This window comes from Streptomyces sp. NPDC055287, assembly GCF_053646035.1.
In genome coordinates, this window is the sequence record NZ_JBSHNE010000002.1 from 488,559 (window position 1) to 500,059 (window position 11,501).

At 69.7% G+C, this 11,501-nt stretch carries 11 protein-coding genes; 8 read left to right on the top strand and 3 right to left on the bottom strand.

Annotation, left to right across the window (positions count from 1 at the left end):
* The first annotated feature begins 21 nt into the window (after window positions 1–21).
* The 4 genes from ACWIHY_RS05545 to ACWIHY_RS05560 all read left to right on the top strand — a co-directional run bounded on the left by ACWIHY_RS05545 (window position 22) and on the right by ACWIHY_RS05560 (window position 4,065).
* Window positions 22–1,335 (top strand): MFS transporter, encoded by a 1,314-nt coding sequence (locus tag ACWIHY_RS05545; protein ID WP_454374286.1) that lies wholly within the window; start codon window positions 22–24, stop codon window positions 1,333–1,335.
* Window positions 1,336–1,345: 10 nt separating this feature from the next.
* Window positions 1,346–1,855, top strand: a complete 510-nt coding sequence (locus ACWIHY_RS05550; RefSeq protein ID WP_454374287.1) for a MarR family winged helix-turn-helix transcriptional regulator — start codon at window positions 1,346–1,348, stop codon at window positions 1,853–1,855.
* 96 nt (window positions 1,856–1,951) lie between these two features.
* Complete coding sequence (locus tag ACWIHY_RS05555; RefSeq protein ID WP_454374288.1) at window positions 1,952–2,278, top strand: DUF3817 domain-containing protein; 327 nt, start codon at window positions 1,952–1,954, stop codon at window positions 2,276–2,278.
* Between the two features lie 86 nt (window positions 2,279–2,364).
* On the top strand, window positions 2,365–4,065 hold the full coding sequence (locus ACWIHY_RS05560; protein WP_454374289.1) for an acyl-CoA mutase large subunit family protein: 1,701 nt from the start codon (window positions 2,365–2,367) through the stop codon (window positions 4,063–4,065).
* 24 nt (window positions 4,066–4,089) lie between these two features.
* Here the strand turns inward: ACWIHY_RS05560 and ACWIHY_RS05565 are convergent, their stop codons facing one another.
* The gene (locus ACWIHY_RS05565; RefSeq protein WP_454374290.1) at window positions 4,090–4,644 is read right to left on the bottom strand and encodes a sugar O-acetyltransferase; all 555 of its coding nucleotides are present in this window, start codon (window positions 4,642–4,644) and stop codon (window positions 4,090–4,092) included.
* A 33-nt stretch (window positions 4,645–4,677) separates the two neighbouring features.
* Window positions 4,678–5,373 (bottom strand): TetR/AcrR family transcriptional regulator, encoded by a 696-nt coding sequence (locus tag ACWIHY_RS05570; RefSeq protein ID WP_454374291.1) that lies wholly within the window; start codon window positions 5,371–5,373, stop codon window positions 4,678–4,680.
* Between the two features lie 338 nt (window positions 5,374–5,711).
* On the opposite strand from ACWIHY_RS05570, the gene ACWIHY_RS05575 reads away from it, so the two are divergent.
* The 4 genes from ACWIHY_RS05575 to ACWIHY_RS05590 all read left to right on the top strand — a co-directional run bounded on the left by ACWIHY_RS05575 (window position 5,712) and on the right by ACWIHY_RS05590 (window position 9,945).
* Window positions 5,712–6,692, top strand: coding sequence for a tetratricopeptide repeat protein (locus ACWIHY_RS05575; RefSeq protein ID WP_454374292.1), 981 nt, complete (start codon window positions 5,712–5,714; stop codon window positions 6,690–6,692).
* A 623-nt stretch (window positions 6,693–7,315) separates the two neighbouring features.
* On the top strand, window positions 7,316–7,948 hold the full coding sequence (locus ACWIHY_RS05580; protein WP_454374293.1) for a DUF6230 family protein: 633 nt from the start codon (window positions 7,316–7,318) through the stop codon (window positions 7,946–7,948).
* A 97-nt stretch (window positions 7,949–8,045) separates the two neighbouring features.
* Window positions 8,046–8,585 (top strand): DUF6114 domain-containing protein, encoded by a 540-nt coding sequence (locus ACWIHY_RS05585; protein WP_454374295.1) that lies wholly within the window; start codon window positions 8,046–8,048, stop codon window positions 8,583–8,585.
* Window positions 8,575–9,945: a hypothetical protein gene (locus ACWIHY_RS05590; RefSeq protein WP_454374426.1), complete on the top strand. Its 1,371-nt coding sequence runs from the start codon at window positions 8,575–8,577 to the stop codon at window positions 9,943–9,945. The genes ACWIHY_RS05585 and ACWIHY_RS05590 overlap by 11 nt, the downstream gene beginning before the upstream one ends.
* Before the next feature lie 99 nt (window positions 9,946–10,044).
* Here the strand turns inward: ACWIHY_RS05590 and pyk are convergent, their stop codons facing one another.
* Window positions 10,045–11,481: a pyruvate kinase gene (gene pyk, locus ACWIHY_RS05595; RefSeq protein ID WP_454374296.1), complete on the bottom strand. Its 1,437-nt coding sequence runs from the start codon at window positions 11,479–11,481 to the stop codon at window positions 10,045–10,047.
* Between the last annotated feature and the right edge of the window lie 20 nt (window positions 11,482–11,501).

An 11,501-nucleotide genomic window follows, 5' to 3' on the forward strand; every position in this document is an offset into this window, starting at 1 on the left:
GGCCCCGGCCAGGCTGCTCGCATGCCATCCCGTCCTCAGGCCCCGCTCGCGCCCGCCGGCTACCGCGCCGTCTTCCGGATGCGGGAGTTCCGGGCCGTCTTCGCCGCGCACCTCATGTCCCTCCTCGGCGTCGTGGTCTGCGAGATCTCGCTCACCGTCCTCGTGTACGACCTCACCGGGTCCCCGTTCATGAGCGCGCTCGCCTTCGCGGTCGGCCTTCTCCCCTATCTCCTCGGCGGCACGCTCCTGGCCGGAGCGGCCGACCGCTGTCCGGCCCGCCGCGTGCTCGTCGTCTGCGACCTGATCTGCGCCGGCTGCGCGGCCCTGATGGTGCTGCCCGCCACCCCCGTCGCCGGACTTCTCGCCCTGCGCTGCGCGGTCGCCGCCGTGTCTCCCGTGTTCCACGGAACCCGGATCGCGACGCTCGCCGACGTCCTCGGCGACGGCGACCTCTTCGTCCTCGGGCGCTCTCTCCTGCGCATCGTCTCGCAGAGCGCGCTGCTCGTCGGGTTCGGTGCGGGCGGGGTGCTGCTCGCGCTGATGCCCGCGCGGGCGGCCATCGGCATCACCGTGCTGACGTTCCTCGGCTCGGCGGTGGTCCTGCGACTGGGTACCCGGCGCCGCCCGGCGCGCGGCGGCCGGGGCGGCACGCTGCTGCGCGACTCGCTCGCCGGTGCGCGCGCGGTCTTCGCCCACCGCCGGATCCGCGCGCTGATGCTGATGTTCTGGGTGCCGCCGATGTTCGTCGTGGCGCCGGAAGCGCTCGCCGCGCCGTACGCGGACCGGATCGGCGTCGGCACCGTCGCGCTCGGCCTGCTGATGTGCGCGATGCCGGTGGGCCACATCGTGGGGGAGGTGTGGGCCGGCTCCGCGCTCGGCCCCCGTACCCGCGAGCGGATCGTCGTACCGGTGGCGGCGGTGTGCCTGCTGCCGCTGGCGCTGTACGCCGTCCGCCCCGGGGTGCCGCTGGCCGTGGGGGCGCTGGTTCTGACGGGGCTGGCGTCGGCGTACACGCTCGGCCTGGACCAGTGGTTCGTCAACGCCGTGCCGGAGGAACTGCGCGGGCGGGCCATGACCGTGATGACCGCGGGGATGATGACGGTTCAGGGGGTGGGGATGGCGGCCGCGGGCCTGGCCGCGGAGTTCCTTCCCGTACATCACGTCGTGGCGGGGTTCGGAATCGTGGGCACGGTGTGTGTGCTGGCGCTGCTGGCGGAGGTCCGGCGTACCGAAGCCCAAGCCGCAGCCGCAGTCGGGGTTTCCGAAGGGCTCGGGGAAGGGCCGGATTCGACCGAAGCGCGAGACGGGGATGTTCACGATATGACCGGCCGGTAAGGTCGACGCCGTGTCGAAGCCGCTCAGCCTCCCGTTCGATCCCATCGCCAGAGCCGACGAACTCTGGCAGCAGCGCTGGGGACCCGTGCCGTCGATGGGCGCGATCACGTCGATCATGCGCGCGCACCAGATCCTGCTCGCCGAGGTCGACTCCGTCGTCAAGCCGTACGGACTGACCTTCGCGCGGTACGAGGCGCTGGTGCTGCTCACCTTCTCCAAGCAGGGCGAGCTGCCGATGTCCAAGATCGGCGAGCGGTTGATGGTGCACCCCACGTCCGTCACCAACACCGTCGACCGGCTGGTGAAGTCCGGCCTCGTCGACAAGCGCCCGAACCCGAACGACGGCCGCGGCACGCTCGCCTCGATCACCGAGAAGGGGCGCGAGGTGGTGGAGGCGGCCACCCGTGACCTGATGTCGATGGACTTCGGGCTGGGCGCGTACGACGCGGAGGAGTGCGCGGAGATTTTCGCCATGCTGCGACCGCTGCGCGTGGCGGCGCACGACTTCGAGGAGAAGTAGGCGAGGGCGAGAAGCAGGCGAGCGGCGGGGGCGAAACGGCCCAGAACCGGCAGCCCGCGCGAAGATCGCCCGAGCCGTCCCGCTACGCTCGACGCCATGAAGTCGAATGTGCTGTCCCGATACCGGGTGATGGCGTACATCACCGCCGTGTGGCTGCTCGTGTTCACCGTGGCGATCATCGCGAAGTACGTGTTCCACGTCGGCGACACCATGCTGATCTCGCAGATCCACGGTGTGCTGTTCATCATCTATGTCGTCTTCGCCTTCGATCTCGGTACCAAGGCGAAGTGGCCGTTCGGCAAGCTGCTGTGGGTGCTCGCGGCCGGCTGCATCCCTGTGGCCTCGTTCTTTGTCGAGCCGAAGATCAGCCGTGAGGTCCGTCCGCTGATCGCGGACGCGCGCCCGGCGACGGCGAAGGCCTGACCGTTCACGTGTTCTGACCGCCACAAGCACGGCTTGTGGCGGTCAGCCATCGACATTTACTAGGACGTCCTAGTAAATTCGAAGGTATGGACGCTGAAGCGATTGAGGAAGGCCGCCGCCGCTGGCAGGCCCGTTACGACAAGGCCCGCAAGCGCGACGCGGACTTCACCACGCTCTCCGGGGACCCGGTGGACCCCGCGTACGGGCCGCGCCCCGGCGACACCTACGAGGGCTTCGAGCGGATCGGGTGGCCGGGGGAGTACCCCTTCACCCGCGGCCTGCACCCGACCGGCTACCGCGGCCGGACCTGGACCATCCGCCAGTTCGCCGGCTTCGGCAACGCCGAGCAGACGAACGAGCGCTACAAGATGATCCTGGCGAACGGCGGCGGCGGTCTGTCCGTGGCCTTCGACATGCCGACCTTGATGGGCCGCGACTCGGACGAGCCGAAGGCGCTGGGCGAGGTCGGCCACTGCGGTGTGGCGATCGACTCCGCCGCCGACATGGAGGTCCTGTTCAAGGACATCCCGCTCGGCGATGTCACGACGTCGATGACGATCAGCGGTCCGGCGGTCCCGGTCTTCTGCATGTACCTGGTGGCGGCCGAGCGCCAGGGTGTGGACCCCGGGCTCCTCAACGGCACGCTCCAGACCGACATCTTCAAGGAGTACATCGCGCAGAAGGAGTGGCTCTTCCAGCCCGAGCCGCATCTGCGCCTGATCGGCGACCTGATGGAGCACTGCGCGCGCTCCATCCCGGCGTACAAGCCGCTGTCGGTCTCCGGCTACCACATCCGTGAGGCGGGAGCGACGGCCGCGCAGGAGCTGGCCTACACGCTGGCGGACGGCTTCGGTTACGTCGAACTGGGCCTCAGCCGGGGCATGGACGTGGACCACTTCGCGCCGGGCCTGTCCTTCTTCTTCGACGCGCACGTGGACTTCTTCGAGGAGATCGCGAAGTTCCGTGCGGCGCGGCGGATCTGGGCCCGGTGGATGAAGGAGGTGTACGGCGCGCAGACGGACAAGGCGCAGTGGCTGCGGTTCCACACGCAGACGGCGGGCGTCTCGCTGACCGCGCAGCAGCCGTACAACAACGTGGTGCGTACGGCGGTCGAGGCGCTCGCGGCGGTCCTCGGCGGTACGAACTCCCTCCACACGAACGCGCTCGACGAGACGCTGGCCCTGCCGAGCGAGCAGGCGGCGGAGATCGCGCTGCGGACGCAGCAGGTGCTGATGGAGGAGACGGGCGTCGCGAATGTGGCGGACCCGCTCGGCGGCTCCTGGTACATCGAGCAGCTCACCGACCGCATCGAGGCGGACGCGGAGAAGATCTTCGACCAGATCAAGGAGCGGGGTCGTCGGGCGCATCCGGACGGCAAGCACCCGATCGGTCCGATGACTTCGGGCATTCTGCGCGGGATCGAGGACGGCTGGTTCACGGGTGAGATCGCGGAGTCGGCGTTCCAGTACCAGCGTTCCGTGGAGAAGGGCGACAAGCGGGTGGTGGGCGTCAACTGCCACCACGGGTCGGTGACGGGCGACCTGGAGATCCTGCGGGTGAGCCACGAGGTGGAGCGCGTGCAGGTGAGCACGCTGGCGGAGCGCAAGGCGGCGCGGGACGAGGCGAAGGTACGGGCATCGCTGGACGCGATGCTGGCGGCGGCGCGCGACGGCTCGAACATGATCGAGCCGATGCTGACGGCGGTGCGGGCGGAAGCGACGCTGGGCGAGATCTGCGGAGTACTGCGGGACGAATGGGGGATCTACACCGAGCCGCCCGGCTTCTGAGGCCGGGCCGTCACCGGCGCGGGGTCACAGGGTGCGGACCACCCGCGCCGGGTTTCCGACGGCCAGTACGCCGGGCGGCAGGTCCCTGGTGACCACGGCACCCGCGCCGACCACGGTGTTCGCACCGATCGTCACGCCGGGGCAGACGATGACGCCTCCGCCCAGCCACACGTTGTCCCCGATCGTCACCGGGTCGGCCTTCTCCCAGCCGGCCCGGCGGCGTGCGGCGTTCAGCTCGTGGGAGGGTGTGAGGAGCTGGACGTTCGGGCCGATCTGTACGTCCGTGCCGATGGTGATCGGCGCCGCGTCGAGGAAGACCGCGCCGAAATTGACGAACGTACCGGCGCCGACGGCGATGTGGTGGCCGTAGTCGCAGTGGAACGGGGCGCGGATGCGGACCGTCCCGTCCACCTTGCCGAGCAACTGGTTCAGGATCGCGGCGCGTTCGGCGGGTGTGGCCGTGGAGGCCGCGTCGTACTCCGCGCACAGCCGGGCGCGGCGCTCGGTGTCGGCGGCGAGTTCGGGGTCGTCGGGGAGGTACCAGTCGCCGGCCAGCATGCGGCGCTTGTTTTCGCCCACGGGATCGTCCTCTCGTGCGGTCCGTGAGCCCGGTCACGACCGGGCGCCCGCGGCGGGCTTGTTCCCCTGGTCGCCCGCCCCCGAAACGCCGGGCGGCGTAGCGGCGCCGGCCGTCAGGCCGTTCACCAGGAGCACCGAGAAGTCGCGCGCCCACTCCGGGTCCACGGGTTCCGCGCTCACCAGTGCCCGGTGGACTACGGCGCCGGCGATGACGTCGAAGATCAGGTCGGCGCTACGGGCCGCCTGGGCGGGGTCGTCCTCGTACGGCAGCTCACCGCGGGCCTGGGCGCGTTCGCGGCCCAGCAGCACCAGGCACTTCTGGCGGTCGACGATCGCCGAGCGGATGCGCTCGCGCAGTGCCTCGTCGCGCGTCGACTCCGCGACCACCGCCATCAGCGCGGTCTTGGCCTCCGGCCGGTCGAGCAGCGCGGCGAACTGGAGCACCACCCCCTCGACGTCCGCCATCAGGCTGCCCCGGTCGGGCAGTCGCAGCTCGTCGAAGAGGACGGCCACGGCGTCGACGACCAGTTCGCTCCTGTTCGCCCAGCGGCGGTACAGGGTCGTCTTGGCGACGCCCGCCCGGCTCGCCACGTCGCCCATCGTCAGTTTCGACCAGCCCAGTTCCACCAGCGCCGCCCTGGTCGCCTCGAGGATCGCGGCGTGGGCCTCGACGCTGCGCGGGCGTCCGGTGCGGGTGGGAGGCGGGAGCGGGGGGTGGCTGGGCGGCATGACGCGACCATACCGGTCGGTAGGTGTCCGGTCGCCGTGAGCGAGATCACCGTGTACAGCCACCGGACCGGCCGGCTTTCGAGTTACGCTACGACCAGTAGCGAAAGAGCGACAACCAGAGCGACACGCCATTGGCGCGAGGGTGGGGACCCCGCGCCGAACCCGGTCCTCCTCGGGACCCCGGGCCGTGTTCGTCCGTACGCCCCGCAACCGGCGGGGGGCTGCGGACGGGCGCGGTTCGTGTATCCGGTGTCAGTGCGGCGGCCGAACCGGCACGTACAGGCCACCGACCGGCACAAGTTTTTCTTTACCGCGCGCGAAAGGGGGAGGATGTACGCATGCAGCCTAGGAATATGTCCATGAGCGGCGTCGTCGACCTCGCCGCGGTGAAGGCAGCCGGCGAAGCCCGGCAGAAGGCGGAGCAGGCACGCGCCGAGGCCGCCAGGAACGGGGGCGGCGGCGGAGCCGTTGCCCCGACGAGTCTGGTGATCGATGTAGACGAGGCCGGATTCGAGCGCGATGTCCTCCAGCGCTCCGCCGAAGTACCGGTCGTCATCGACTTCTGGGCCGAATGGTGCGAGCCGTGCAAGCAGCTCGGCCCGCTCCTCGAGCGCCTCGCCGTCCAGTACAACGGTCGCTTCCTCCTTGCCAAGGTCGACGTCGACGCCAACCAGATGCTGATGCAGCAGTTCGGGATCCAGGGGATCCCGGCGGTCTTCGCGGTGGTCGCCGGACAGGCGCTGCCCCTCTTCCAGGGCGCGGCCCCCGAGGCGCAGATCCGCGAGACGCTGGACCAGCTGATCCAGGTCGCGGAGGAGCGCTTCGGTCTGACCGGCATCGCCGTCGACCCGGCGGCCGACGCCGGTGAGGCTCCGGCCGGGGCGGCCGAGGTGCCTGCCGGCCCGTACGACGCGCTGCTCGAAGCGGCGGCGCGGGCGCTGGACGCGAACGACTTCGGCGGCGCGGTCCAGGCGTACAAGAACGTGCTGGTCGACGACCCCGGCAATACCGAGGCCAAGCTGGGCCTCGCGCAGGCCGAACTCCTCGCGCGCGTCCAGGACCTCGACCCGCAGCAGGTCCGCAAGGACGCCGCCGAGAACCCGGCCGACGTGGCCGCGCAGATCGCCGCGGCCGACCTGGACCTGGTCGGTGGTCATGTGGAGGACGCCTTCGGGCGTCTGGTCGAGACGGTGCGGCGCACGGTCGGTGACGACCGCGACGCCGCGCGGGTACGGCTGCTGGAGCTCTTCGAGGTGATCGGCGGAGACGACCCGCGCGTGGCGCCGGCGCGAGCCGCGCTGGCGAGGGTGCTGTTCTGAGCGCTGTTCCACCAGCGTTTGAACGGTGTTCCGACCGGTGGTGCCTCTGGTGCTGCCCTCGTTGATTTGGCGACACAGTGACAAGAAGCGGCCGCGCTTTACCAAAACTTGGTAATCGCGGCCGCTGTTACTTGCAGTAAGTCGATCAAGGTATTCTGCCCGTTTCTGGGCGACAATCACTGCGTTTTTCCCGTCACTTGACGGAACCGTCCGTGGCCCGTCGATGCCGGGCGGTCGCGCTTCGGTTATACGGCCGTTACTAGCGAGTAACGAACCCCCTTGTGCCCCGGCCGCGAATGGACCACGATCGGCCACGCTCGGTCCAATACCGCACCAGCCCGACAGCCAATCGGTGCCGCGGTCCCGTGGGTCCCCACCGAGTCGGCCGGCGGCAGTGCTTTGCCGGCCGTGGACAGGGGGGTCTCTGCCGAACGGCGGGGCCTGTCCAGCAGGTTGCGCGAATGCGTGGCCAGTGGTTGTCGCTCGGGGGTGATCGCCGGTGTTTCGGAAGTCGTTCGCGCCTCCGATACGGGCGCTCTCCTTCCCGAGGACGTAGCACTTCTCCCATCCCCCTGCGGGCCCCTGCCCGTAACGGAGATGTACGTCCGAGAAGGAGGAAAGTCATGGAGTCTGCAGTTCGTGGCGGGACCAGATGGAAGCGGTTCGCCGTCGTCATGGTGCCGAGTGTGGCCGCGACGGCCGCGATAGGTGTCGCCCTCGCACAGGGCGCGCTCGCGGCGTCGTTCAGCGTTTCTGGCCAGAGCTTCAAGGTCAGCGCGGAGAAGCTCGAAGGTAAGGGCTTCTTCCAGTACGGAGGAATGGCCGAAGGCACCGACCTCGAGGGCAACAAGGCTGCCCACCCGGTCGCCGTGTCGGCGTTCAAGACCGCCGAGATCACCAAGATGTGTCAGTCGGTCGTGACGCCCAACGTCCCGATCTTCGGCAACATCTCCCTCCAGCTCACCGCTGGAGGAAACGGTACGCCTGTCAAGGCAGAGAACCTGTACCTGGACGTCGAGGAGCTCGGCGCCGACGCCGAGTTCAAGAACATCGACATCGGCGTGGCGGCGGGCAAGGCCACCAAGGGACCGGGTATCCAGCCGGGCACCAGGGCCAACCCGTACGGCTTCTCGCAGCAGGCCGACTCGGCCGTGCTGACCAACGTGAAGCAGAAGGCCTGGGCCACCACGGCCGGCACCTTCAAGCTCAGTGGTCTGAGCATGAAGCTGCACAAGGGCGTCAAGGAGTGCTACTAAGCACTCCCTCTGCGGGCGGGACACGTGACACGTCGTCCCGCCCGCTCCCCCTCCCTCATCTCTGCACAGCAACACCGGTTCCAGGGAGCTGTTTTCCATGAGCGCCGAGTCCTCGGGTCCGAGCCGCGATTTCCACTACTGGCGGCTGCGCTTCCGTGCCTGGCGGGGCGGCCGGCCGTTCTGGGCGGGCCTCCTCACCGTCTTGGGCGGCGTGCCGATCGCCTGGCTTCCGTACGCCGAAATCAAGATCGGCCACCTCACGATGGCCATGGCCACCACCGCGGGAGCGGGCTCGCTGATCATCGGCGTACTGCTCGTCACTCTCGGCCTGACCATGTGGTACCACCACATCGTCCGGATCTTCGCGGGCGTCGCCTCGATTCTGCTGGCGCTCGTATCGATCCCCGTGTCCAACCTGGGCGGCTTCGCCGTCGGCTTCCTGCTGGCGCTGACCGGCGGAGCCCTGTCCATCTCCTGGGCGCCGGCCAAGCCGGACGCGCCGGGCGAGTACGGCGCCAGGACCGGCGAGGCTCCGCCCGCGGGCGACGAGCCGGCCGCCAGCACCGACGGCACGGACTACACGTACATGTCCGACACATCTGTTGACGCCAATGGCGGGAGGAACAGTGCGGGGTGACGAGGCGGAGCTGACCGCGGCCGGAGGCGACCGGACCCGTGAAAGAAGCGGGCCGCGTCACGCGGCCCCCAGGAAGTCGCTGCTGACGAAGCTGCAGATACCCGCGGGCAAGGCGATGGCCCTGGCCGCGATGCCCACGGCCGTGTTCGTCGGCATGGGGCTCACCCCGAAGCTGGCACTCGCCGACGACCAGGTGACGAACCCGTTCGCCCCTGGCCCGTGCGTGACCCGCTCGGACACTCCTGACCCGGACGCCTCCGAGTCCAAGTCCCCCTCGGCCAAGCCCACACCGACGGCCACCCCGAGCGCGGGCACCACACCGGACAAGCCGGCCGAGACGCCGGATGCGGGCGGGACGCCGAAGCCCGGCGAGACCCCGGACGCGAGCGCGACCACCACCGCGCCGGCGACCGAGCCCACCAAGGAACCGGCGACGGCCAAGACGCCGACGGCGACACCGACGCCGGATCCGACGGAGAGCGAGACCAAGAACCCGCTCGACCCGCTGGGCGTGGGCGACGCGATCAAGGACGTACTCGACGGGCCGGACGAGGAAACCGCTGCTCCGGAGCCCTCCGAGACGGAGGCCGCCGACGGTGGCGGTGCGGCCGCCGAGCCGGACACGGACGAGCCTGCCCCGGAGAAGCCCGCCGCCGAAAAGCCCGACGCGCAGTCCGACACGGACGAGCCGAAGGACCCGGCGGGCGACGCGGCCGACAAGACCGCGGACGCCATCAGGGACGCGGCGGACAAGGCGGGCGCCGAGGTCGAGGAGCTCGGCGACGAGGCCAAGGGCACCGCGGAGGACGCAAAGGACGCGGCGGACGACGCGGCGGACGGCAAGGCGGACGACCCCGCCGCCGACGGCAAGGAGCCCTTCCCCTGCCCGACGGCGGACCCCGAGGCGCTCGCCAACGCCGAGCTCGAACAGGGCATCCCGGACCTGCCGGACGACCCGTGGATCCTGGAGAGCTCGATGCTCACCCTGCGCGGGCTCGACTACAAGGGCATCGTCGAGGTCCGGACCGGCAGCGGCAAGATCAAGAAGGTCCTGAAGTTCACCGCCAAGGAAACCGACATCAAGGACCTTCACCAGAAGGTCGTCGGCCCCAACGGCACCACGGCCCACGTCCAGGCCGCGCAGGGGTCCACCTCGACCCTCCGCGACGGCACGGTGACCATGTACACGGAAGAGCTGAAGGGCAACCTCTTCGGCCTCATCCCGATCACGTTCAGCCCGGAGACCCCACCCCCGCTGAATGTCCCGATCGCCATGTTCACGAAGGTCAAGGTGACCCAGGCCGGCCAGTTCGGCGGCACGCTGAAGGTCCCCGGGCTGCACAACTTCTACACCGGCTGAGAGCGCGGCCGTACCGCGAACCGGTCATAACGGCGGTGGCCCGCCCCCCTGCAACGAGGGGGCGGGCCACCGCCGTACGTGTACCGCTGGAGCCGGGCGTCAGTCCGACGCCCGCTCCGCGCCGCCCAGGTGGTGCACCCGGACCATGTTGGTCGTGCCGGGTACGCCGGGGGGCGAGCCGGCGGTGATGACCATGGTGTCGCCGTTGTTGTAACGCTGGAGCTTGAGCAGCTCGGCGTCGACGAGGTCGACCATCGCGTCGGTGTTGTCGACGTGCGGAACGACGAAGGACTCGACCCCCCAGCTCAGCGCGAGCTGGTTGCGGGTGCCGACGTCCGTGGTGAAGGCCAGGATCGGCTGCGCCGCGCGGTAGCGGGACAGCCGGCGGGCCGTGTCGCCGGACTTGGTGAAGGCGACCAGCGCCTTGCCGTTCAGGAAGTCCGCGATCTCGGCGGCCGCGCGCGCGACCGAACCGCCCTGCGTACGGGGCTTCTTGCCCGGTACGAGCGGCTGGAGGCCCTTGGAGAGCAGCTCCTCCTCGGCCGCGACGACGATCTTCGACATCGTCTTGACCGTCTCGATCGGGTACGCCCCGACCGAGGACTCGGCGGACAGCATGACCGCGTCCGCGCCGTCCAGGATCGCGTTGGCGACGTCGGACGCCTCGGCGCGCGTCGGGCGCGAGTTGGTGATCATCGACTCCATCATCTGCGTCGCGACGATCACCGGCTTGGCGTTGCGGCGGCACAGCTCGATGAGCCGCTTCTGGACCATCGGGACCTTTTCGAGCGGGTACTCGACGGCCAGGTCACCACGGGCGACCATCACACCGTCGAACGCCATGACGACGCCCTCCATGTGCTCGACGGCCTGCGGCTTCTCGACCTTGGCGATGACGGGGACCCGGCGGCCCTCCTCGTCCATCACCTTGTGGACGTCCTTGACGTCGTCGGCGTCGCGCACGAAGGACAGCGCGACCATGTCGCAGCCCATCCGCAGGGCGAAACGCAGGTCCTCGACGTCCTTCTCGGACAGGGCGGGTACGTTGACCGCCGCGCCGGGCAGGTTGATGCCCTTGTGGTCGGAGACGACACCGCCCTCGATCACGATCGTGTGGACCCGCGGGCCCTCGACCGAGACGACCTTGAGCTCGACGTTGCCGTCGTTGATCAGGATCGGGTCGCCCTTGGACACGTCGCCGGGCAGACCCTTGTAGGTCGTGCCGCAGATCGACTTGTCGCCCGGGACATCTTCGGAGGTGATGACGAACTCGTCCCCGCGGACCAGTTCGACCGGCCCCTCGGCGAACTTCGCCAGCCGGATCTTCGGGCCCTGGAGGTCGGCGAGTACACCCACCGCACGGCCGGTCTCCTCCGCAGCCTTGCGGACCCGGACGTACCGGCTCTGGTGCTCGGCGTGAGTGCCGTGGCTGAAGTTGAATCGGGCCACGCTCATGCCGGCATCGATCAGAGCGACGAGCTGGTCATGGGAGTCGACGGCGGGACCCAGTGTGCAGACGATTTTGGAACGGCGCATGAGGCGGATCCTATCGGTTT

What these genes read in the sequence shown, in the direction of transcription:
- ACWIHY_RS05545 (WP_454374286.1), top strand. Translation starts at nt 22, where the DNA reads ATGCCATCCCGTCCTCAGGCCCCGCTCGCGCCCGCCGGCTACCGCGCC.
- ACWIHY_RS05555 (WP_454374288.1), top strand. Translation starts at nt 1,952, where the DNA reads ATGAAGTCGAATGTGCTGTCCCGATACCGGGTGATGGCGTACATCACC.
- ACWIHY_RS05560 (WP_454374289.1), top strand. Translation starts at nt 2,365, where the DNA reads ATGGACGCTGAAGCGATTGAGGAAGGCCGCCGCCGCTGGCAGGCCCGT.
- ACWIHY_RS05570 (WP_454374291.1), bottom strand. Translation starts at nt 5,373, where the DNA reads ATGCCGCCCAGCCACCCCCCGCTCCCGCCTCCCACCCGCACCGGACGC.
- ACWIHY_RS05575 (WP_454374292.1), top strand. Translation starts at nt 5,712, where the DNA reads ATGCAGCCTAGGAATATGTCCATGAGCGGCGTCGTCGACCTCGCCGCG.
- ACWIHY_RS05580 (WP_454374293.1), top strand. Translation starts at nt 7,316, where the DNA reads ATGGAGTCTGCAGTTCGTGGCGGGACCAGATGGAAGCGGTTCGCCGTC.
- ACWIHY_RS05585 (WP_454374295.1), top strand. Translation starts at nt 8,046, where the DNA reads ATGAGCGCCGAGTCCTCGGGTCCGAGCCGCGATTTCCACTACTGGCGG.
- pyk (WP_454374296.1), bottom strand. Translation starts at nt 11,481, where the DNA reads ATGCGCCGTTCCAAAATCGTCTGCACACTGGGTCCCGCCGTCGACTCC.